This window comes from Craurococcus roseus, from assembly GCF_039523795.1.
GTDB lineage: Bacteria > Pseudomonadota > Alphaproteobacteria > Acetobacterales > Acetobacteraceae > Craurococcus > Craurococcus roseus.
In genome coordinates this window covers 85,221-105,293 of the sequence record NZ_BAAAFZ010000046.1, presented here as the reverse complement: position 1 = coordinate 105,293, position 20,073 = coordinate 85,221, and the positions used below count along the sequence as shown (strand labels likewise).

At 72.6% G+C, this 20,073-nt stretch carries 20 protein-coding genes and 1 tRNA gene; 10 read left to right on the top strand and 11 right to left on the bottom strand.

What is annotated here, in order from left to right:
- From ABD067_RS15065 to ABD067_RS15045, 5 genes are all read right to left on the bottom strand, one after another.
- Nucleotides 1-507, bottom strand: a 507-nt coding sequence (locus tag ABD067_RS15065) for a class I SAM-dependent methyltransferase (protein WP_343896165.1), incomplete at its 3' end; no start/stop codon positions are given.
- The gene (locus ABD067_RS15060; protein ID WP_343896164.1) at nucleotides 504-1,133 is read right to left on the bottom strand and encodes a 2-dehydro-3-deoxy-6-phosphogalactonate aldolase; all 630 of its coding nucleotides are present in this window, start codon (nucleotides 1,131-1,133) and stop codon (nucleotides 504-506) included. The genes ABD067_RS15065 and ABD067_RS15060, both read right to left, overlap by 4 nt.
- Nucleotides 1,134-1,191: 58 nt before the next feature.
- A complete protein-coding gene (locus ABD067_RS15055) occupies nucleotides 1,192-1,374 on the bottom strand; it encodes a hypothetical protein (RefSeq protein WP_343896163.1) in 183 nt (60 codons plus the stop codon).
- Between the two features lie 165 nt (nucleotides 1,375-1,539).
- Nucleotides 1,540-2,451, bottom strand: a complete 912-nt coding sequence (locus ABD067_RS15050; protein ID WP_343896162.1) for a 2-dehydro-3-deoxygalactonokinase — start codon at nucleotides 2,449-2,451, stop codon at nucleotides 1,540-1,542.
- A 49-nt stretch (nucleotides 2,452-2,500) separates the two neighbouring features.
- Nucleotides 2,501-3,577 carry an LLM class flavin-dependent oxidoreductase gene (locus ABD067_RS15045; protein ID WP_343896161.1) on the bottom strand — a complete coding sequence of 359 codons (1,077 nt, stop codon included), beginning with the start codon at nucleotides 3,575-3,577 and terminating at the stop codon, nucleotides 2,501-2,503.
- A 140-nt stretch (nucleotides 3,578-3,717) separates the two neighbouring features.
- On the opposite strand from ABD067_RS15045, the gene ABD067_RS15040 reads away from it, so the two are divergent.
- Complete coding sequence (locus tag ABD067_RS15040; protein ID WP_343896160.1) at nucleotides 3,718-4,962, top strand: lactonase family protein; 1,245 nt, start codon at nucleotides 3,718-3,720, stop codon at nucleotides 4,960-4,962.
- A 37-nt stretch (nucleotides 4,963-4,999) separates the two neighbouring features.
- Nucleotides 5,000-6,196 (top strand): LLM class flavin-dependent oxidoreductase, encoded by a 1,197-nt coding sequence (locus tag ABD067_RS15035; RefSeq protein WP_343896159.1) that lies wholly within the window; start codon nucleotides 5,000-5,002, stop codon nucleotides 6,194-6,196.
- 121 nt (nucleotides 6,197-6,317) lie between these two features.
- Here ABD067_RS15035 and ABD067_RS15030 read toward each other — a convergent pair whose 3' ends face one another.
- Nucleotides 6,318-7,364 (bottom strand): LLM class flavin-dependent oxidoreductase, encoded by a 1,047-nt coding sequence (locus ABD067_RS15030; RefSeq protein WP_343896158.1) that lies wholly within the window; start codon nucleotides 7,362-7,364, stop codon nucleotides 6,318-6,320.
- Between the two features lie 85 nt (nucleotides 7,365-7,449).
- Between ABD067_RS15030 and ABD067_RS15025 the strand changes: the two genes are divergently transcribed.
- Entirely contained in the window at nucleotides 7,450-8,559 is a 1,110-nt protein-coding gene (locus tag ABD067_RS15025) for an SPL family radical SAM protein (protein WP_343896157.1), read from the top strand.
- Between the two features lie 78 nt (nucleotides 8,560-8,637).
- Nucleotides 8,638-8,907: a hypothetical protein gene (locus tag ABD067_RS15020; RefSeq protein ID WP_343896156.1), complete on the top strand. Its 270-nt coding sequence runs from the start codon at nucleotides 8,638-8,640 to the stop codon at nucleotides 8,905-8,907.
- Nucleotides 8,908-8,920: 13 nt separating this feature from the next.
- Here ABD067_RS15020 and ABD067_RS15015 read toward each other — a convergent pair whose 3' ends face one another.
- Nucleotides 8,921-10,501 (bottom strand): alkaline phosphatase D family protein, encoded by a 1,581-nt coding sequence (locus ABD067_RS15015; protein ID WP_343896155.1) that lies wholly within the window; start codon nucleotides 10,499-10,501, stop codon nucleotides 8,921-8,923.
- A 394-nt stretch (nucleotides 10,502-10,895) separates the two neighbouring features.
- Between ABD067_RS15015 and ABD067_RS15010 the strand changes: the two genes are divergently transcribed.
- A complete protein-coding gene (locus ABD067_RS15010; protein ID WP_343896154.1) occupies nucleotides 10,896-11,810 on the top strand; it encodes an FkbM family methyltransferase in 915 nt (304 codons plus the stop codon).
- Nucleotides 11,811-11,868: 58 nt separating this feature from the next.
- On the opposite strand, the gene ABD067_RS15005 is transcribed toward ABD067_RS15010, so the two are convergent.
- Nucleotides 11,869-13,224, bottom strand: a complete 1,356-nt coding sequence (locus ABD067_RS15005) for a DUF445 domain-containing protein (RefSeq protein ID WP_343896153.1) — start codon at nucleotides 13,222-13,224, stop codon at nucleotides 11,869-11,871.
- A 132-nt stretch (nucleotides 13,225-13,356) separates the two neighbouring features.
- Between ABD067_RS15005 and ABD067_RS15000 the strand changes: the two genes are divergently transcribed.
- Nucleotides 13,357-13,433: transfer RNA gene (locus ABD067_RS15000), tRNA-Pro, on the top strand.
- 165 nt (nucleotides 13,434-13,598) lie between these two features.
- Here the strand turns inward: ABD067_RS15000 and ABD067_RS14995 are convergent.
- Entirely contained in the window at nucleotides 13,599-14,228 is a 630-nt protein-coding gene (locus tag ABD067_RS14995; RefSeq protein ID WP_343896152.1) for a calcium-binding protein, read from the bottom strand.
- Between the two features lie 434 nt (nucleotides 14,229-14,662).
- Between ABD067_RS14995 and ABD067_RS14990 the strand changes: the two genes are divergently transcribed.
- On the top strand, nucleotides 14,663-15,679 hold the full coding sequence (locus ABD067_RS14990; protein ID WP_343896151.1) for a hypothetical protein: 1,017 nt from the start codon (nucleotides 14,663-14,665) through the stop codon (nucleotides 15,677-15,679).
- Between the two features lie 159 nt (nucleotides 15,680-15,838).
- Here ABD067_RS14990 and ABD067_RS26450 read toward each other — a convergent pair whose 3' ends face one another.
- Nucleotides 15,839-16,852 (bottom strand): phosphatase PAP2 family protein, encoded by a 1,014-nt coding sequence (locus tag ABD067_RS26450; RefSeq protein ID WP_408871561.1) that lies wholly within the window; start codon nucleotides 16,850-16,852, stop codon nucleotides 15,839-15,841.
- Between ABD067_RS26450 and ABD067_RS14985 the strand changes: the two genes are divergently transcribed.
- Nucleotides 16,851-17,018: a hypothetical protein gene (locus tag ABD067_RS14985; RefSeq protein WP_343896150.1), complete on the top strand. Its 168-nt coding sequence runs from the start codon at nucleotides 16,851-16,853 to the stop codon at nucleotides 17,016-17,018. The two genes, ABD067_RS26450 and ABD067_RS14985, sit on opposite strands and share 2 nt — an antisense overlap.
- A gap of 383 nt (nucleotides 17,019-17,401) precedes the next feature.
- On the opposite strand, the gene hrcA is transcribed toward ABD067_RS14985, so the two are convergent.
- On the bottom strand, nucleotides 17,402-18,487 hold the full coding sequence (gene hrcA, locus ABD067_RS14980; RefSeq protein WP_343896149.1) for a heat-inducible transcriptional repressor HrcA: 1,086 nt from the start codon (nucleotides 18,485-18,487) through the stop codon (nucleotides 17,402-17,404).
- A 133-nt stretch (nucleotides 18,488-18,620) separates the two neighbouring features.
- On the opposite strand from hrcA, the gene rph reads away from it, so the two are divergent.
- On the top strand, nucleotides 18,621-19,379 hold the full coding sequence (gene rph, locus ABD067_RS14975) for a ribonuclease PH (protein WP_343896148.1): 759 nt from the start codon (nucleotides 18,621-18,623) through the stop codon (nucleotides 19,377-19,379).
- Nucleotides 19,376-20,011 carry a non-canonical purine NTP pyrophosphatase gene (locus ABD067_RS14970; RefSeq protein WP_343896147.1) on the top strand — a complete coding sequence of 212 codons (636 nt, stop codon included), beginning with the start codon at nucleotides 19,376-19,378 and terminating at the stop codon, nucleotides 20,009-20,011. The genes rph and ABD067_RS14970 overlap by 4 nt, the downstream gene beginning before the upstream one ends.
- The last annotated feature ends 62 nt before the right edge of the window (nucleotides 20,012-20,073 follow it).

Below are 20,073 nucleotides of genomic sequence, written 5' to 3'. Positions count from 1 at the left end.
GAGCAGCGGGTCTTCGCGGAAGCGCCGTTCGGCGAGTTCCACCATGTCGGGGCAGATGTCGAAGCCGTGGGCGTCGTAGTTCATGCGCGCCAGGAAGTGCGACACCCAGCCGCTGCCGCACGCAACGTCCAGCACCCGCGCCCGGCCCGGGAGGTCCAGCAGCGCGACGAGGTTGACGAAGTTCAGGAGGTACTCGACGTCCTCCACCAGGGCCGGCCCGCCGCCCAGGCCGCCCGGGGGCACCGGCGCCAGCGGCTTGGCCAGCAAGTAGCGCGCCATCGCCTCGGCGCCGTGCTTACGGAACTCCGCCGCGACGTAGCGCAACGCCCCGCCGCGCCAGTCCACGCCCGGCGGCACCTCCGCGTTGATCTCGGCCAGGAGTTCGGGGGCCGTCAGCGGCGGCATTTCGGTGGGCGCCGCAACGACGGGCGGCGCGGCAGGCGGAGGCGCAGCGGGCAGCGCCTCCTCCCGGCGGCGGACGGCGGCGCGCACCAGCCGCCCGATCACGCGGCGCGCGCCCCGGCCAGTGCGGCGCGCAGCGCGCGGGCCCGTTCCCCCACCACGCCGGGCGCGTCGCCGGGCTTGTAGAGCGACCCGCCGACGCCGAATCCGACGGCGCCGGCCGCGTGCCACGGCCCGATCGTCTCCGCCGACATGCCGCCCACCGGCAGCAGCGCCGTTCCTGGCGGCAGCACCGCTAGCAGCGCCTTCACCACGGCCGGTGAGGCGGCCTCGGCCGGGAACAGCTTCAGCGCGTCCGCGCCGGCGGCGAGCAAGGAGAACGCCTCCGCCGGCGTGAAGAAGCCCGGCGCGGCCAGCATACCCCGCGCCTTGGCCGCGCGCACCAGCGCCGGATCGGCGTGCGGCGTCACCAGCAGCCTGCCGCCCGCCTCCGCCACCTGCGCCACCTGCGCCTCCGTCATGACCGTCCCGGCGCCGACCAGCGCCCGGTCGCCGAAGCGGGCGGAAAGGCGCCGTATGCTCTCCAACGGCTCCGGCGAGTTCAGCGGCACCTCCAGGACGGTCACGCCGGCGTCGACCAGCGCGTCGCCGACCGCCTCCGAGTCTTCGGGCCGGAGGCCGCGCAGGATGGCGACGAAGGGGCAGCGGGCGAGCCATCCCGCGAGGGTCATGCGCGTTCCTCCCGCGCCGCTGGCTCGGGGCCGGCCGCGGCGGGGGCAGCGCCAGCGGCTACCGCGGGGTGAGGGGCCGGGGCTGTGGGCGGATGCCCGGGTCTTCGTAGCGCTGCGCGGCGCCGGCCGAATCGGGGCCGGGCAGCGCGCGGGTCGCGGGCCTGTCCGACCTGGTCCAGGGGTCCACGCGGTTGCAGCCCGCGACCGCGAGCAGCATCAAGGCAGGCAGGATGAGGCGCATGGTGGGTGTCGCTCCGTCCGGTTTCGCCGACCAGCGGGGGCCGGCCCGCCACGCCGGAGCGGACCGCGCCGAACCGGTCCCTGGCGGCGCGAACCGGCCCAACCAAGCTGTAACGCCGAATCCGTTCATGGGTTCTGGGAAGCGCTGCCTCCCGGCGGGCGGTGGTCACGGCAGCGTCGCGCCGATGCGGTGCAACCCGCGCGCCGCGATGTCGGGGTCGTGCAGCCGGTGCGCCACGCCGTACTCGGCGAAGGCCAACGCGTACAGCCGGCAGAGCGTGGCCGAGCCCGCCAAGTGAACGGTGCCGCCGCCGGTGGTGCCGCCATCCTCCACGGCGGCCCGCACCTCGTGGCCGACCAGCAGGCCGGAAAGGTAGTCGTCCGTTTCCTCCGCCGCCAACTCGCCCATCAGGCCGAGCGCGCGCGTGCCGAAGAGGTGGTGCAGCAGGCCGCCCCGGTCGCGCGAGCGCCGCACGCCGCGCCGGAACGCCTCGTCCGAACTCCCCTGGTCCCGCGCCGGCGCCGAAAGGCGGCCGAGGATGCTGTGCCCCAGCAGCACCGCGCGCGTTTCGCCCGTCATGCGCGTGGCAAAGCCCGCGACGCGCCCGCCTTCCAGCCGCGCCCATTTGCTGTGCGTGCCGGGCAGGCAGAGCGTCGCCCTCGACGCCGCGCCGTCGCCCAGCTCCGACAGCAGCCCGATCATCTTGGTTTCCTCGCCGCGCATCACGTCCGGCACGCCCTCCGGCCCGCGGGCAGAGAGGCCCGGCACGAGGAAGCAGCGCTGCGCGCCGGGAAAGGCCAAGGGCACGGCCGCGGCGGCGATCTCCGCCGGGCCGGCCGGGCAAGGGAGGTAGGGCGCCTCCCGCCAACCTTGCCGGCTGCCGACCATGCCGCACAGCAGCACCAACTCCTCGCCGGCGTCCAGCCAAGGCCGGATGGCGCCGTCCAGCACCGCGGGGAAGCCGCCCTGGGGCACCGAAAGGATGCCTTGCGCGCTTTCGCGCCGGTCCAGCACCGCGCCGGCCCCGTCCAGCCGGTAGGCGCGCAGGCTGGTGGTGCCCCAATCGACTCCGATCATGAAAGCTACGGGTAGCAGGCGGGCGCGGCGGGCGCATCCGCCGTTCCGCTCAGGCCGCCTCCGCGGCGGCCAGCCCGATTCGGTCCAGCGGCCCCAATCCGCGCTCCAGCAGCGGCCGCACCTCCGCCGCGAAGCGTTCGATGGAGCGCAGCGCCAGGGCGAGAGGCGACCCGCCGGCCTGGAATTGCAGCAGGTAGTGGCAAGGCGAAGCGCGGCGGACCTCGGCAACCATCCGCTCCGCGATGGCCTCCGGCGGGCCCACGAGCATGTGCGCCGCCATGTCCTCCAGGCTCATTTCCCCGTCCCAAGGCCGCTCCACCAGCATCGCGCCGTCCATCGCCTGCTCGCGCCGGCGCAGGCTCTGCGACAGCCTGATCTGGTGGCGCACGTCGTCCAGGAACGCCGCCGCCTGGACCCGGCTCTCCGTGACGCAGACGTGCCGCAGCACGCCGAGCCGCAGCCGCGAGGGCGGCACGCCTTCCGCGCGGTACACGTCCTCCAGCTTGCGGCGCGCCGCTTCCAGCATGGCCGGGGTGAAGTGGCGCGGCGTCACCATCACCGTGCAGCCCCGCCGCGCCGCCATGCGGTGCAGCGCTTGGTTGTCCCCCGCCACCCAGACCTCCGGCGGCCCGCCTACCGGCCGCGGCGCGATGTGCGTCTCGGGCATCCGGAAATGCCGCCCCTCGTAGCGGAAGGTCTCGGCCCCGAAGGCGAGGTCAAGCATCTCCATGAATTCGAGCAGCTTCGCCGGCGCGTCCGCCAGGTCCTCGCCGAAGCGCTCGAACTCGTAGGGCTGGTAGCCGCTGCCCACGCCGAGCACCAAGCGCCCGCGCGTCATCGCGTCCGCCATGCCGATCTCGGCCAGGAGCCGCGCCGGGTTGTAGAGCGGCACCACCACCACGCCGCTGCCGAGGCGGATGCGCGAGGTCTCGCCGGCCAGCCGCGCCACCATCATCAAGGGCGAAGGGCAGACGCAATAGTTGGAGAAGTGGTGCTCGGCGAACCAGGACACGCCGAACCCGACCGCTTCCGCCGCCCGCACCTGCTCCACCGCGTCGTCGTAGAGGCGGTGCGTCGGGGTGCCCGGCGCGCGGTAGCCCATCAGGTTGAACTGGCCGAAGTCCATGCCCGCTCCTCCTCCGCCTTCAGATGAGTGTCAGCCGGAGCCGCGCCCGCCTCAAGCCGCGCTTCGTTGATTTGCCGAATCCGTTCCATTCTCCAAGACTGCGGCGCGGCAAAGGGACGCCGCCCGGGAGGTATCCAAGCATGAAACGCCTGTTGCCGGCCGCGGTGGCGTTGGCGCTGGCCGCCCCGGTGGCCGCGCGCGCCCAGATCGCCTTGTCGGCCAACGACAACAAGCTCGTGTTGGACAACGGCGTGGTCCGGCCCGCCCGCGACCCGTCGCCCGACACGCTTTCCATCATCGACCTGTCCGCCAACCCGCCCCGGCTCCGGGCGGAGATCCAGGTGCCGGCCAGCTTGGTCGGTCCGCCCACCTCCGTCGCCATCTCGCCGAACGAGCGCTTTGCCCTCGTCACCGCCAACCAGCGGCACGACCCGACCGACCCGTCCAAGCTCGTCCCGGGCAACGGCATGGCGGTGGTGGACCTGTCCTCCAACCCGCCGCGCATCGCCGCCACGCTCAACACCGGCAGCGGCCCCGCCGGCGTTTCCATCAACCGCGCCGGCACCCTGGCGCTGGTGGCCAACCGCGCCGAGGGCACCGTCAGCGTCTACCGCATCGCGAACGGCACCGCGGTCACGCCCGTAAACAAGGTCGAGATCGGCCCCGTCTCGTCCGAGGTCAGCCACGTCGCCTTCACCCCGGACGGCCGCCACGCCCTCGTCACCCGTTACGGCGACCACATGGTCAACGTGCTTAGCATTGATAACGAGAAGGTCACGAAAACCAACCGCGAGATCACCACCGGCGTCCGGCCCTACGGCCTTTCCGTCACGCCTGACGGCCGCTGGGCGGTTGTGGCCAACATCGGCCGCGGCACCGGCGACGCGGACACGGTGAGCCTGATCGACCTCGGCCGCGAGCCGTGGCGCATCGTGGACACGGCCAGCGTCGGCCAGACGCCCGAAGGCATCCAGACCAGCCCCGACAGCCGCTTCGCCGCGGTCACGGTGATGAACGGCTCCAACAAGCCGCCCGGCTCGCCGTTCCACGGGTACGGCTTGGTGCGGATGCTCCGGATCGCCGACGGGCGCCTGTCCATCGTGTCCGAGGCGCGCGTCGGCGCCTGGGCGCAGGGCGTCGCCTTTTCGCCGGACGGGCGCACCCTCCTCGTCGGCAACACGGCAGACCGCGAGGTGCAGGTGCTGCGCGTCTCGGAAGAGGGCAAGCTGACCGACACCGGCGCCCGCATCGCCGTGGCCGGCGGCTCGGCGGCGCTGCGGACGGTGGGGGAATACGGCTTGGCGGGCGCCGGGCGGCGCGGCGCGGCGGGGCCGCGGGGCGGCGAGGGCGCGGCCGGATTGACCGGCGGCACCATGGGTCCCTAGCCTCGCCGCCGACGCATCGGCGGAGGCACACGGCCTTATGTCCCATCGAGGCTTGCGCTTCGGCATCTTCCTCGCGCCTTTCCACCGCGCGGGGGACAACCCGACGCTCGCCCTGGCACGCGACCTGGAACTGGTCTCCTGGCTGGACCACCTCGGCTACGACGAGGCCTGGATCGGCGAGCACCATTCGGCGGGCTGGGAACTGATCGCCAGCCCGGAGATCTTCATCGCCGCCGCCGCCGAACGCACCAAGCACATCAAGCTGGGCTCCGGCGTCACCAGCCTGCCCTACCACCACCCGTTCCTGGTGGCGCAGCGCTTCGTGCAGCTCGACCACATGACGCGCGGGCGCACCATGCTCGGCTGCGGCCCCGGCGCCCTGGTCTCCGACGCCTACATGATGGGCATCGAGGCCGAGAAGCAGCGGCCGATGATGGACCAAGCGCTCGACGCCATCACCCGCCTGCTCGCCTGCGACGAGCCGGTGACGATGAAGACGGACTGGTTCGAGCTGCGCGAGGCCCGCCTCCACCTCGCGCCTTACACCCACCCGCGCTTCCCCATCGCCGTCGCCTCCGCCACCACCCCCTCCGGCGTGCTGGCCGCCGGCAAATACGGCGTCGGTCTCCTGTCCCTCGGCGCCGGCCTGCCGGGCGGCAACGCCAAGCTCGCGGAGCACTGGCGCCTGGGCGAAAAGGAAGCGGCCAAGCACGGCAAGGCGCTGGACCGGAAGAACTGGCGCTTGGTGGTCAACATGCACTGCGCCGAGGAGGACGAGCGCGCCATGCGCGAGGTGGCGCACGGCGAGCGGCTGGAGACGCTGAGCTACTTCAGCGACACCCTCGGCCGCCCGCCGATGCGCAGCGAAGACCCGCTGGGCGAGGGCCTGCGCGCCGGCACCACCTTCGTCGGCTCGCCGGACACGCTCATCAGGGGCATCTCGAACCTGCTCGAGTACACCGAGGGCGGCTGCGGCGCGGTCCTGTTCCGCTCCCACGAATGGGCCGGCCGCGAGGACACGCTGCGGAGCTACGAGCTGTTCGCCCGCTGGGTGATGCCGCGGTTCCAGGGTTCGGTGGAGACGACGCTCGCCTCCCGCGAATGGTGCAGCGAGAACCGCACCGGCATCTTCGGCCCGCACATCGGCGCCCTGCGCAAGGCGTTCACCGACGCCGGCCAGGAGGTGCCGGACCACATGCGGCTCAAGCTCCACACCGGCAAATCGGCGGAATAAGGGCCGCCCCGGTCGCCGGCAACCGAAAGCCGTTCTTCCTCCCGTGCTCGGGGTTGCGCCCCACGGGTGCGCGCCGCCGCCAAGGTGAAGATAGCGGGATGCCGCGGAAGCGGGCGGGCGCCTAAGCCGCCGCCAACCGGCCGCCGTCGGCCAATCCGAACGCCTCCGCCAGCAACCGGTAGCTCAGCCGCCGCGCCGCCGGGTCATGGCAGGGCGTCAGCACCGCCACCTCCGCCGCCCCGTGCCGCTCGGCCAGCGTTTCCAGCTTCGCCCGCACCTGCTCCGGCGCCCCCACGATCGCCCCCGCCCGCAGCCGGTCGAGGTGCGCCCGCTCCGCTTCCGAGAACGGGTAGGCCTCCGCCTCCTCCACGGAAGGCAATGGCGGGTAACGCCCGGTGTCGCGGAACAAGCGCCACAACTCGCGCGACTTGTAGAGCCGCCAAGCCTCCGCTTCGGTCTCGGCGGTGAGCGCGAAGACGCCCAACGCCGACCGCGGCGCCCCCAGCCGGCCCGGCACGCCCGGATGCGCGCGGAAGCCCTCGCGGTAGGCCGCCACCGCCTCCTCGCTGCCGCGGTCGGAGATGAAGTGCGCGAAGCAGTAGGGCAGGCCGAAGAACGCCGCGACCTGCGCGCCGTAGTCCGACGAGCCGAGTATCCAAACCTCCGGCCGCGTCGGCACGGCGGGCGAGGCCGTCACGCTCCGGAACGGGTGCCCCTCCGGCAAACCGTCGCCGAGCCAGCCCAGCACCTCCTGCACCTGCGCCGGGAAGCGGTCGGCCGCCTCCCGGGCGTTCGGGTTCAGCGCGAAGGCCGTCCGCCCGTCGCTCCCCGGCGCCCGCCCGAGGCCGAGGTCGATCCGCCCCGGCGCGACCGCTTCCGCCACCCGGAACTGCTCCGCCACCTTCAAGGAGGAGTAATGCGGCAGCATCACCCCCGCGGTGCCGACGCGGATGCGCTTCGTGGTGGCCGCGATCGCCGCCACCAGCATTTCCGGCGCCGACCCCGCGTGGGACTCGCTGTTGTGGTGCTCCGCCAGCCAGTAACGCCCGTAGCCCCACCCGTCCGTCAGCCGCGCCAACTCCAAGGTTTCCCGGATGGCGTCGCCCGGCCCGCGCCCGGAGGCGACGGTGGACTGGTCGAGGATCGATAGGCCGAGCGTCGACGGCATGAGGGTGTTCCGTGCCGGTTTCGCCCCCAAGTGTGGCGCTCGCGGCGGGGAAGAAAAGAGACGCCCGCCGCCGCGTTGCACCGCCATGGACCACCCGCTCCCCACGACGGCCGACCTCCTCCCGGCGGCGCAGACGCCGAAGCCGCCCCGGCCGCACCCGCCCTGGGTGCCGCGCCGCGTCCTCGTCACGCCCGCCGCCCTGTCCTGGCCGCAGGGCGAGGCAATGACGGAGCGCGCCGCCGCGCTCGGTTCGGAGGTCGTGCGCCTCAAGGCCGACCGCTTGTCCGGCCTGCCCGACACCTACCGCGACGCCAAGACCACCCTCGCGGTCGTCGCCGCCTCGCCCAGCCGTCGCCGGCCGCAGCCCATCCCGCCAAGCGCCGACTGGCGCTTCGACCTGGCGGAAGGCTGCCCGGCCCACTGCCAGTACTGCTACCTCGCCGGTTCCCTGGGCGGCCCGCCCATCATCCGCGCCTACGCCAACCTGCCCGAGATTTTGTCCGAACTGCCCCCGCTGCTCGGCAAGGGCGCCGTGACCTCCACCGACCCGGCGCGCGCCGCCGAGGGCACCACCTTCGAGGCGTCCTGCTACACCGACCCGCTGGGGATCGAGCACGTCACCGGCGCGCTGGCGGAGGCGATCCGCTTCTTCGGCGCGTGGGAAGCGGCCGTTCAGCTCCGCTTCACCACCAAGTACGACGCGGTGGAGCCGTTGCTCGGCTTGGCCCACAACCGCCGCACGCGCATCCGCTTCTGGGTCAACTCCCGCGCCGCCGAGCGCTTCGAGGGCGGCGCCCCGCGGATGCCGCTGCGCTTGGCGGCGATGCGCAAGGCGGCGCTGGCGGGCTACCGCATCGGCCTCACGGTGGCGCCCATCATGCCGCTGCCGGACTGGGAGGCGGAGTACGACCGCCTGCTCGCCGACTGCGCCGCCGCGCTGGACGGCGCCGCCGACCCGGACCTCACGGTGGAACTCATCACCCACCGCTTCACGGAAGGCTCAAAGAAGGTGTTGCAGGACTGGTACCCCGGCAGCCGCCTCGACATGGACGAGGCCTCGCGCACGCGCAAAACGACCAAGTTCGGCAGCGTCAAATGGGTGTTCCCGCGCGATGCCATGAGGGCGATGCGCGCCGCGCTGGAAGCCGCCGTCGCCCGCCGCCTGCCAATGGCCCGCGTCCTCTACTGGACCTGACTCCGCAAGGAACAGGGACGGGGGCGGATGAGTTGAGCCCGGCGAGCGGCGCGGTGCCGTCCTGCGAGGGAGAACGGGATGTCTTCAGGGACCACGACGACGAACCACGACGAGATCCGCAAGTGGGTGGAGAAGCGCGGCGGCAGGCCCACCGTGGTCGAGGGCACGGAAGGTAAGGACGGCGAGGGCATCCTGCGGATCGACTTCGCGGAGCCCGACGACAAGCTGAAGCCGATCCCCTGGGAGGAGTTCTTCGAGACCTTCGAAGACCGCAAGCTGGCCTTCCTCCACCAGGACAAGACCGCCGACGGCAAGGAGAGCCGCTTTTTCAAGTTCGTGAAGCGGTAGGGAAGGGCGGCGGTCACGCCGGCTTCGCGCCGGCTTGGCCGCGTTCGACGACCCAACTGTTGAGCGTGCGCGCCTGCGCGTCGGGTCGCGCCACGGTGCGGACCGCGCGGAAGTCGGTCCGCCATAGCGCCGGCGTCGCCTCCACCCGTGCGTAGCCGCGCTCGCGCCCCTCGAAGAAGCGGACGTGCGGGTTGTCCGGCAGCGCCGCGGCGATGGCTTCGACGGGCGGGCTGGCCGAAGTGACGGAGGTGCCGACGAACTCCGTCGCCACCGTGGCCGAGGACGGGTCGTCGAAGTCGGCCTTGAGGTCCGTCACCCAGAAGCTGTGGATGTCGCCGCCCACCGCGACCACGTCGCGCAACCGGCGCTGGCCGATGAAGCCCAGGAGCCGCCGCCGCGCCGCCGGGTAGCCGTCCCAGCCGTCCGACCACCACGCCGCGCCGCCGCCCGGCGCCTTCTGCCGTAGCTGCGCCATCAACTGCTGCTGCGCCAGCACCTTCCACGCGGCCTGCGCGCCGCCGAGGTGGCGCAGCGCCCAACGCTCCTGCTCCGCCCCGAGCATCGTGCGCTCCTCCGCCGTCCGCTCCGCGCAATCTGCGGGCGCGAGGCGGCCGCCCAGCGCGCCCGGCACGCCGCAGGGCTGGTCGGAGCGGTGCTGCCGGTTGTCGAGCAGGACGAAGTGGGCGAGGTCGCCGAAACCCGTGCTGGTGAAGAGCCGCATGTCCGGCCCGACAGGCCGCGCCGTGCGGCGCAGCGGCATGTTCTCGTAGTAGGCTTGGTACGCGGCCGCCCGGCGCCGGAGGAAGTCGTCGACGGGATCGCCGTTCTCGCTCTGCCCGTTGGCGTAGTCGTTCTCCACCTCGTGGTCGTCCCAGGTCACGAGGAACGGGTAGGCGGCGTGCGCCGCCTGGAGGTCGCGGTCGAGCTTGTAGAGCGCGTGGTGGCGGCGGTAGTCGTCGAGCGTCACCGGCTCGGGCAGGTGCGGCCGGACGCGCGCGCCCCAATCGCTCTCGTAGATGTAGTCGCCGAGGTGCAGGACGAAGTCGAGGCCGTCTTCCAGCATGGCGGCGTAAGCGTTGAAGTAGCCCTGGCCGTGGTGCTGGCAGGACGCGAAGGCGAAGCGCAGCCGTTCCTTGGGCGAGCCCAGCACCGGGAAGGTCCGCGCGCGGCCGATGGGGCTCGCCTCGCCGCCGGCGGCGAAGCGGTACCAGTACCACCGGTCAGGCTCCAGGCCCCCTACCTCCACATGCACGGCGTGGCCGCGCTCGGGCAGCGCCGCCGCGGTGCCGCGGCGCACGACGTGGAAGAACGCCGGGTCGCGCGCCACCTCCCAGCGCACCGCCACCGCCTCGGCGGGCATCCCGCCGTCCCCGCCTTCGTCGAGCGGGTCGGGCGCGAGCCGCGTCCAAGCGACGAAGCCGTCGGCCAGCGGGTCGCCCGAGGCGACGCCCAGCTTGAAGGGGTAGTCGCCGAACTTCGGCTGGCCGAGCACGCGCCGCGAACCGCCCGGGACGACGAGCGACGCGGCGGCGAGCAGGGCGGCTTCGCGGAGGACTCGCCGCCGGTCGAGGGCGGTCGGAAGCGGTGCGGGCATCCGGTGTTCCATGGTCGAGCGGCGGCGGCAGCGTGGGGAGCCTACTTGCAAGCGGTGCCGGGGCAAGGACGGCGGGTGCAATGGGCTCCAACGGCTGGGGCATCCTGCCGGCCGGCTTCGCGGAGCCGGATGAAGGGCCGGAGAAGATCCGCGAGAAACGGGTTCCCGCGCGCATGGACGGCCGCGAGCCGGCCTTCCCGCGCCGGGGGAGGGGCCGCCGACGGCTGGAGGGGTCGCATCCCCGAGGTGGCGTAGCGCCGGGGCGGCGCCCCGCTTTCCTGGCGTCGCCGCGCGCCGATCCGCGGTTCGCCCGTTCCAAAGCCGCGCGCGATGGTTAGAACCCGACCCGGCCAGCCCGCGACCCCGCGCGGCTGGAGGCTCGGAAAGGGCGGTCGTGCTCCGGCGGACTTACAAGACATTGCGCAAGGCCGTCCCCGCGATCGACAGGCTGCGCGCCGCGGCGGCGTGGCGGCCGTCCGTCGCTGCCCCGAACGACGGCCTCTTGGTCTCCTTCGGCGGGACCGCGCTGCGGATCTTCGGCGATGCCGACGATCCGTACTACGCGTCGGCGCCGGCCCAGATGGCGGCCCAAGGCCGCGTCTGCTCGGTGCTGCGCGCGTGCTTGCCGCGCGAAGGGGCGCCGGTGGTGCTCGACGTCGGCGCGAACATCGGCCTGGCGACCATGGCGATGGCCGCGACGGCGCCGGGGCAGACCCGGCTGTTGTCGGTCGAGCCTTCCCCGCGCAACCTGGCGCATCTGCGCCGCAACCTCGCCGCGAACGGGCTGGAGCGGGTGGAGGTGGTCGCCGCCGCAGCCGGCGCGGAGCCGGGGGGCATGGCCTTCCACGAAGCGGGGTACGGCGCCGGGAGCCACCTCGTCTCGGGCCACCACCTCGCGGACGGCTCAATGCCGGCGGTGGAGGTGCCCGTGGAGACGTTGGACCGCGTCGTTTCCTCGCGCGGTTTGGAACGCCTCGACTTCGTCAAGATCGACGTCGAAGGCTTCGAGCCCGACGTGCTGGCGGGCGGCGCTGGCGCGATCGAACGTTTCCGGCCGGTCGTCTACATGGAGTTCAATTCCTGGACGCTGATCGCGTACCGCAACCTCAACCCGCGCGGATTCCTGGAAGACCTCGTCCGGCGCTTCCCGCACGTGCTGGCCTTCGGGCCGAAGGGAGAACTGGAGCCGGTCAGCGGCCAGCACGGCATGTTGGGCTTCCTGCACCGCAACCTCGTCGAGCACGGTTGCGTGGACGACCTCGTGCTCTGCCACGACACGGGGTGGACGCGGGGCGTGGCCGCGGGTTGAGGCCCGCGGGGCCAGTCTGGCCGGGTCGTCCCGCGGCCCGGCCGGTCCGGCCTGCCGCCTAGAAGGCCACCCGGCCGAACACCGCGGTCAGCAGGGCGAACAGCGCGCCGCCGGCCAGGAAGCCCACCAGCGTGCCGTTCATGCGCACGTATTGCAGGTCGCGGCCCACGCGCAGCTCGATCTTCTCCGTCACCTGCTTGGTGTCCCAGCCGGCGACGACGCCTGCGATGAACTCCGCCAGCCGGACGCGCGCGTTGGGCAGCATCGCAGCCAGAACGCCTTCCGCCGCGCGGTTCAGCCGCTCCCGCGCCTTCGGGTCTTCGGCGAGCAGCGTGCCGATGTTGGCGAAGGCGCCCTCCAGCAGCGCCACGGCGCGGCCTTCCGGGTTGGCGGCGTCGGCCTCCAGCGCCGCCCGCAGCCGCGCCCAGGCGTCGCCGATCCAGGCGGCCACGGCCGGGTGGGCCACCGCGCGCCGCAGCGCCGCGCCGACGGCCGCGGCGCGCTCCGGGTCGTTCTCCAGCTTGTCGATCTCGGCCCGGAGCCACGCTTCGAAGGCGGCGCGGAGGTCGCTGTCCGTGGGCTCCACCCGCGCCAGCTCGCCGTTGATCGCGCCGAGCAGCCGCCGCGCCACGGTGGCGCCGGCCAGCCAGCCGATCAGCGCGCCGCCCTCCGCCCGCACGCGCGCCTCGATGGCCCGGCGGAGCTGGTCCTCCTTGGCGGACAGCACGCCGCGCATCTGGTTGATGGCGAGGTCGAACACCTCCTGGTGCCGCCCGCCGTCGATCAGCGCCTTGAGCGCCCGCGCCAGCACGCGCGCCCCGCCGGGGCCGCCGGCGAGCCGCGGCAGCAGCCGCGCCAGCAGGCGCCGCGCCCGCCCGTCCTCCAGGCTGGCGAGCACCTTGGGCAGCGTGGCCGCGAGCGCCTGCGCGGCCGGGCGCGAAGCGGCCGGGTCGGACAGGAAGCCGCGCAGGATGCCGGCGAGGTCGAGCCGCCCCAGCACGCGCCGCACCTCGTCCTCGGTGAAGACGTGGTTGGCGACGAAGCGGCCGAGTCCCTGGCCCAGCCGCTCCTTCTGCATGGGGATGATGGCGGTGTGCGGGATGGGCAGGCCGAGCGGCCGGCGGAACAGCGCCGTCACCGCGAACCAATCGGCGAGGCCGCCCACCACGCCGGCCTTGGCAGCGGCCTGGAGCAGGTCGGTCCAGTAGCCCGGCGGCAGCCAGTAGGAGCCCAGCATCACCGCCGCCATGAACACCAGCAGCCCGGTGGCGATGGCGCGGTGCCGGGCCAGCGCGGCGCGGAGCGGCGCTTCGGGGTCGGGCGGCCCCGCGGCGCCGGTGCCGCTCGCGGAGGAAACCGTGTCCGGACGGCGGGCGGCGTCCAATTCGATGGCTTGGCGGGGCAGGGACGACATGCCGCGGCAAGGTAGGCACGGCGCGCGTCGGTTACGAGGGCGGGAGCGGCCTTGCCCCGCCGCCGCGCAAGGTCTATAGCCGCGCACCCGCCGGGCCGGTCAATGCCGGCACCGGCGCGCCTTCCCGGCCGACGGAGCGTAGCTCAGCCTGGTAGAGCACTGTGTTCGGGACGCAGGGGCCGGAGGTTCGAATCCTCTCGCTCCGACCAGTCCGGGATGTTTGGAACCCTCGCAGGTCGCCGATCCTGCGAGGGTTTTCCTTGGGCGCCGCTACGGCGCTGTTCCATCCTTACCCGACGGCCGCCCTGATCCCCCGGAAAGGGACGGGTATGCCGGCCGCGCAGCGCGGGCCACGGCCCAGTCGCCGAGATCCCTCATCCGAACGGGGCGCCGTCCGCGCTTGCTGCCGGGGTGGCGCTGTGCAGGGTGATCTGGCTGCCGTCGTCCAACGTCACAATCGCCACGCCGCCGTTGGAGGCGAGGCTCACCGCCGACGCGCCCAGGATGACGAGTCGATCGAGCCCGCGCTCGAAGTCGGCGATCGTGTCGCTGCCGTCGCCGACCGTGTAGAGGAAGGTGTCCGCGTCGCCGCCGCCGCTCAACGTGTCGTCGCCCAACCCGCCCGCGATAGTGTCGGGACCCGGTCCGCCGACGATGGCGTCGTTCCCGGGCGTCCCGGGATGCGTCACCGGGCCGAGGTCGTTCCGGGGATCCTGCCCGGGGCGGCCTCCGACCACCGTCCATTTGCTGCTGGCGCCGTTGGCGTCGACGAACGAGAAGGACTGGATGGACCAACCCGCGGACGCGTCCGCCAGGGACGCGCCGCTCGACGCCGCACCAGGGCTCGCCGAAGGCTGGGCGGGGGCGAGCGTTTGCGCGCGCGCGTCGGGCACCGGTTGTGCTGGCGCGGGAAGCGGCATGGTCGGAACGGCGTAGCCAAAGTCAAAAACAGGTAAATGAAAATGCCCAATCAATGGAAAATCAAAAATCGCAATTCGCGTCACGGCTGATCCTCCCAGGGTGGGTTTTTGTTTGTGTGGCCCCGGCTGAACCGAAAAGGATATTGCGCCCACCTTGCAGAAGAAGCCAAGCCTTTGCCGCGAGCGAAAACCAATGCTGGATGCGGCCGGCCCCCGTGACGCCTCGAAGGGTTGAGACGCCTCCTGGAAAAACCGCCCCATTCCTCCCTGATCGTGGGCGCGCCGTTGCATGCGCCGGGCGCCAGAAGCGCCACGACCTCAACCACATGACGTGACTCGACCGATCCTTTTTAAGCCCGTTATGATCTTGCGTAGAATCAATGCTGCCGTCCTAATGTTCTGCGAGGATGGCGATCGGCCGACGCGTCGTTTGTAAGTGGGGCAGCAGGCCTTGCCTGCGCCACGGGAAGGCATGAGGTCGGTTCGTCGATCTCCTCTTGAAGGACCAAGGAGACGACATGGCGAAGTCAGGGAAATCCAAAGGTTCCAAAAGCCAGGACGGGAGCGGCAAACAAAGCGAGGCTTCCGGTGCGCAGTACGACGGCGGCGTGGTGGTCACCGGTACCATAGACGGCAAGATCCGCGACGTTGAGGTCGGCCTGATCACCGGCGACGTGACTCAGACCAACTCATCTGCCCAGAGCGCGAACAACACCTCGGTCGGCGGCGGCGGCGGGTCGCAAACGAACGGCCAGTTCGTCTTGCAAACCAACACGGTGGTCGCCGAGGGCGACGCCGACCTCGACATCACCATCCAAGGCAAGTTCAAAGGCGAGATCCGCGACGTTGAGGTCGGCCTGATCACCGGCGACGTGACCCAGTCCAACACCGCTTGGCAAGCGGCCGGGAACCTCTCGGTCGGGGGCGGCGGTGCCGGGGCTCAGGCGAACACGCAGATCGTCGAGCAGATCAACCATGTGTCGGCCATCGGCAGCGTCGAAGTGGACATGGTGTTCAGCGGCTCGTTCCAGGGCAAGGTCCGCGACCTGGAAGTCGGACTGATCACCGCCGACGTCACCCAGGCGAACCACGCCGTCCAGGGCGCGGCCAACATCGCCATCGGTGGGAGCGGCGGGACGCAAACGATCGTCCAGGGGGCGGGACAAGCCAACGTCCTCGCAGTTGTGGGCGACGTGGACATCACGCTCGTCTTCGAGGGCGACTTCAAAGGCCAGGTGCGCGACATCACGATCGGCGTCGTGACCGGGGACGTCAACCAGACCAACACCGCCGTCCAGGTCGGTATGAACGTAAGCGCCGGCCGCCACTCAGGCAGCCAGTCGATCGAGCAGTTCATCACGCAGACCAACGTGGTCGACGCGAACGGCGACGTGGATGTCGTCATCAGGTTCGACCCGGCCTACAAGGGCGACTACCGCGACATCGGGATCAGCCTGATGATCGACAACGTCCTCCAGTCCAACACGGCATTTCAGTCCGCCTCGAACGTGGCCCTGGACGCCGTTTGGCACTGAGCGTTCCCGCTCGCGGGCCGCAGGCGTGACCATGCCTGCGGCCCGCAACGCCTCGCGGCGAAGCAAGCGAAAGGGGGCGGCTCCCGGTCGGCCAGCCGGAACGGGCTGGCCTCCCCAGAGGCGGGCGCGTCGCGGGCGTCCTGTCCCGCCGGGTGCCGCCTAGACCGTCGCGGCCCTCTCGGCGCCGGCTCGGCCGCGGTGACCGCGCAACGGCTTCACGGAGGCGCGCTGCCCGGCACCTGCTGGAGCGGCCCGCATCAAACCGGACATGCGGCTTGGTCGGCTGGCTGCCGGGCGATGAACTCGCGCGGCGGGCGCATGCGCGAGCCGGGGCGGGGATGGACGGCGTTGCGCCCCCCGAACCGGGGGGGGGGGCCGGCGGCGGCGGCGGCGGGCGCGACGCGCGTCCTTCCGGGCGCGCCCGTCCCGGGGCCTCTTCCGGGGCCCCGCGGAGGATCCCGGCCTCCACGGCCTCCCGGCCGAGGAGGCGTCCGGGCCCGCGCGCCTTCGCCCCGAGCTCGCGGGCGCGGCCCGCGGCCGCCACGCCCCCGTCGGCCCCGACCGCCTCCAGGCCCCCCTGGGCCGTGCGCCGCCTCCACCCGAAGGGGAGGCGGGGGGGCGCCGCGCAGCCGGGCGGCGGCCGAGGCCGTCGTGCCGGGCCGCGCGGTCTCCTCGGCCGGCCGGACCTTCCCCCCGGCGCCGTGCCGCCCCCGGCGCCCCCGGCCGGCGGCGATCCGACGCGTCCGACGGGCTTCGACACAGGCCCACGCCCAGGCTTCCACCCAGGCCCCCACGGCTGCGCCGCCTGTCCGGGCGAAGCGGGGGCAGTTCCAGCCAGATCGTCGCGCAAGGCCAAGGCGTGCGCAACGTAGGCGGTATCCGACGGGAGCAGGGCGCCTTGGCCGAAGTGGACCCACGGCCCGGCGCAGGCAGCAAAGCGACCATCACTGTCGTGAGGATCGCCGCCGCGCAGGCGAGCAGCATCAGCTCATCGTTTCTGCCGTGCACGCGCAGGGCGGCGAACACGATTGTCGAAGACAGGAGCTGGGCCACGAGGCTGTCGTAGGCCGTGCGGAGCACCGAATTCAACGTCGGGTGGCTCCGGACAAAGCTCACCCAAGCGACCCAATCGAAGCCTACCGCTTCATCGAACCGGCTCAAGGCGGTGTCCATGAGCGGCAAGGCGGTTGTCGCGGCGAGATACGACAAGGTGCAGCCGGCGATGTTGAACGGCGTCTACGTGGCGATGAAGAAGGCGGCTTCGGCAAAGCGCGGCCTGCTCACCACGAACGACCAGAAGGCACCCGAGGCTCACAACACAGCGACCCCAATGGCGTAGTTCGACCAACCCGTGAAAACCACCAGCCCGGCGCCGATGTTCCGGACGAAGGCCAGTGCGGCCAGCGGCGCCACAGCGCAAACCGAGGCGCCATACTTAGCGGCGGGCGCACGCTCGAAACCGAGCAGCGCATCAGCCGGCACTTCCGCGGCTAAGGCTTGTGCTGCAGCATGAGGCATGCCCAAAGGCAAAACATGACTAAAGATAGAAAATCAACGGCGTTACTTCGGGTTCTAGATGGCAGGCGCGGTCGTAGTGGGGCGGCGTTTCTGATACGCGGGCGATGGCCGTGAGGCGGTGCTGCGGCGAGGCCGGTTGAGTCCCGGCTTCGGGCCGGGCAGGTCCATCACGGCCCCGTCCCGTCACCGATCCATTCTTTGGCCCTACCCCAGCATCCGCCCGATCACCCGGGCGGTGTAGTCCACCACCGGGATGACCTTGCCGTAGTTGATGCGGGTCGGGCCGATCACGCCGATGGCGCCGAGCAGGCGTTGGTCGCCGGCCTCGCGGCTGCGGAAGGGGGCCACCACCATGGCGAGGCCGGCGCTGTCGAACAGGCCGCTCTCGGCGCCGATGAAGATCTGCACGCCCTCGCCGCGCTGCGCGAGTTCGAGCAGGCGCAGCACCGTTTCCTGCGCTTCCAGGCGCTCGAACAGCGCCTGGATCTCCTGCACGCGCGCGGCTTGGTCGAGGTTCTGCAACAGCTTCGCCTGCCCGCGCAGGATCAGCGAGCCTGCGCCGCCGCCGCCCGCCCAGGTGGCGACGCCCGCCTCCACCACCTCGCGCGTCAGCGCGTCGAGCGCGGTGCGGTTGGCGGCGATCTCCTCGGCCACGCGCGCGCGCGTTTCTTCCAGGGTGGCGCCGGCCAGCCGGGCGTTGAGGTAGTTGCCCGCCTGCTGGAGCGCGCCGGGCGGCAGGCCGGGCGGCACCTCCACCACGCGGTTCTCCACCTGCCCGTCCGCCATCACCAGCACCACCAGGGCGCGGCCGGGGCCGAGGGCCACGAATTCGATGTGGCGGATGCGGCCTTCGGTCTTGGGCGCGACGACCAGGCCGGCGGCGCCGGCGAGGCCGGAGAGCATCTGCCCGGCCTCGGCCAGCGTGTCGTGCATGGAGCGGCCGCTGGCGGCGCAGCGGGCGGCGATGGCGTCGCGCTCCTCCTCGGCGAGGTCGCCGAACTCCAGCAGCCCGTCCACGAACAGGCGCAGGCCCCGGTCGGTCGGCAACCGGCCGGCGGAGGTGTGGGGCGCGTAAAGGAAGCCCGCTTCTTCCAGATCCGACATGACGTTGCGGATGGAGGCGGGCGAGAGGCCGAGCGGCAGCCGGCGGGACAGGGTGCGCGAGCCGACCGGCTCCCCGGTCTGGACGTAGACCTCGACCAGTTCGCGCAGGATGGAGGCGCTGCGCGTGTCGAGGCCGGCGAAGGAGGCCGCGGCCAGGCCCAAGGGCAGCTTCGGCGGCGGCGACATGCTGGTCGGGAATCCTCGTGGCACCGGGGCAAAGAGCTAGGAACGCGCCGCCGGGGGGTCAAGCGTCCCGGCCCTCCCCGCCTGGACGCGGCCCCTGCCGGCCCTATACCTCGCCGCCCTTCTGGAGACCGCCATGCCCGCCACCGACGCGCCCCCTTCCGCGCGCCCCGATGCGCGCCCCTCTGGCCGTACCGCCGACGCGCTGCGGCCCGTGTCCCTGGAGCCGGGCTTCTCCCGCCACGCCGAGGGCTCCTGCCTGGTGCGCATGGGCGCGACGGAGGTGCTCTGCACCGCCAGCGTCGAGGGCCGCGTGCCGCCCTTCCTGCGCGGCAAGGGCGAGGGCTGGGTCACGGCCGAGTACGGGATGTTGCCCCGCGCCACCCACACCCGCGGCGACCGCGAGGCGGCACGCGGCAAGCAGTCCGGCCGCACCCAGGAGATACAACGGCTGATCGGGCGTTCGCTCCGCGCGGTGACGGACCGCGCGGCGATGGGCGAGATGACGGTGACGCTGGATTGCGACGTGCTTTCGGCCGACGGCGGCACGCGCTGCGCCGCCGTCACCGGCGCCTGGGTGGCACTGCACCTCGCCTTCCGCCACTGCCTGCGGATGAACATCATGTCCGCCATGCCGCTGCGCGACCAGGTGGCGGCGGTGAGCTGCGGCCTGTGGGCCGGCCGGCCGGTGCTCGACCTCGACTACGCGGAGGACAGCAAGGCGCAGGCGGACGCGAATTTCGTGCTCACCGGCGGCGGGGGCTTGGTGGAGGTGCAGGGCACGGCGGAGGGCGCCCCGTTCTCGGAGGCGCAGTTGCTGGAGCTGCTGCGGCTGGCGCGGGCCGGCACGGCGCAACTCTTCGCGCGGCAGCGGCAGGCGGTCGGGCTGGAATGACGGGGCGGCGCAAGCTGGAGCGGGGGAATCGGCTGGTCCTGGCCAGCCACAACGCCGGCAAGCTGCGGGAGGTGGCGGCCATGCTCGCGCCCCACGGCCTGGAGGTGGTCTCGGCCAAGGAGGTGGGCCTGCCCGGGCCGGCGGAGACGGAAAACAGCTTCCTCGGCAACGCGGCGATCAAGGCGCTCGCCGCGTCGCGCGCCACCGGGTTGCCAGCGCTGGCCGACGACAGCGGCTTCTCCGTGGCGGCGCTGGGCGGCGCCCCCGGCGTCCGCACCGCCGATTGGGCCACCCTGCCGGACGGCACCCGCGACTACATGGCCGGGATGCGCAAGGTCGAGGAGCGCGCGCGGGGCACCGCCGACGCCGACCGCCGGGCGTGGTTCACCTGCGCGCTGGTGCTCGCTTGGCCGGACGGCCACACGGAGGGCTTCGAAGGCAAGGCGCCCGGCCGTTGGGTGTGGCCGCCGCGCGGGGACCGGGGCTTCGGCTACGACCCGATGTTCGTCCCCGACGGCCATTCGCAAACCTTCGGTGAGATGGAACCGGCGCTGAAGCATTCCATCAACCACCGGGCGCGCGCCTTCGCGCTGCTCGCCGAGGGCTGCTTGCCGTTGCCGGCGGCGGGGTGATGCCCCGCACACCCGCGCCGGATCGTGGGGCGTAGACTGGCCCTATGGGAGCGGAGGCGGCG